General features: G+C 66.2%; 2 protein-coding genes. Both read left to right on the top strand.

The annotated features are described in order from the left end of the window. Positions 1-352 (top strand): ATP-binding cassette domain-containing protein (locus EN745_RS35525; RefSeq protein ID WP_127423356.1); only part of this gene is annotated, 352 nt, incomplete at its 5' end. Between the two features lie 108 nt (positions 353-460). Then, positions 461-654, top strand: a 194-nt coding sequence (locus tag EN745_RS36640) for a hypothetical protein (protein WP_210213793.1), incomplete at its 3' end; no start/stop codon positions are given.

The raw sequence follows: 654 nt of genomic DNA, 5'->3' as shown, positions 1-654 counted from the left end.
GGGCGGCGAGCGCCAACGCATCGCCATTGCCCGCGCCGTGCTCAAGGACGCACCGATCCTGGTGCTCGACGAGGCGACCAGCGCGCTCGACGTCGAGACCGAGGATCGCGTCAAGGAAGCGATCGATGAGCTGCGCCGCAACCGCACCACCTTCATCATCGCCCACCGGCTGACCACGGTGCGTGACGCCGACCTGGTCGTGTTCATGGACAAGGGCAGGGTGGTCGAGCAGGGTGGCTTCGCCGAGCTGTCGCTGCGCAATGGCCGCTTCGCCAGCCTGCTGCGCGCCGGTGGCCTGCTCAACGACGAGGAGGTCCGCCGCCTCAGCCGTACTGTGAACGAGGCCGCGTAGTCTCAAGGTCTTTCCTTCTCCCCTTGTCTTGTGGGAGAAGGTGGCCGAGCGAAGCTCGTTCGGATGAGGGGTGTTCCACCTTGGCATAGCCTTGCGGTGAACCGCCTCATGCCTTCCAACACCCTGATCCGTCTCGGCGCTGCGCACCGATCCACCTTCTCCCACAAGGGGAGAAGGGAAGGCTGCGACAACCGCTCGATTGCCGCAAACGCGCCGCCGGTCTATGTAGGGCCGCATGAGCGACACCACTTCACGCCTGAGCGGCTGGGCCGACCTCGCCAACCCGACGCGTTTCGTCGGGC

Origin of the sequence: Mesorhizobium sp. M4A.F.Ca.ET.022.05.2.1 (assembly GCF_003998845.1) — a bacterium.
Lineage (GTDB): Bacteria > Pseudomonadota > Alphaproteobacteria > Rhizobiales > Rhizobiaceae > Mesorhizobium.
Note: the sequence above shows the minus strand (reverse complement) of the source record. Positions and strands in the feature narration are given on the sequence as shown.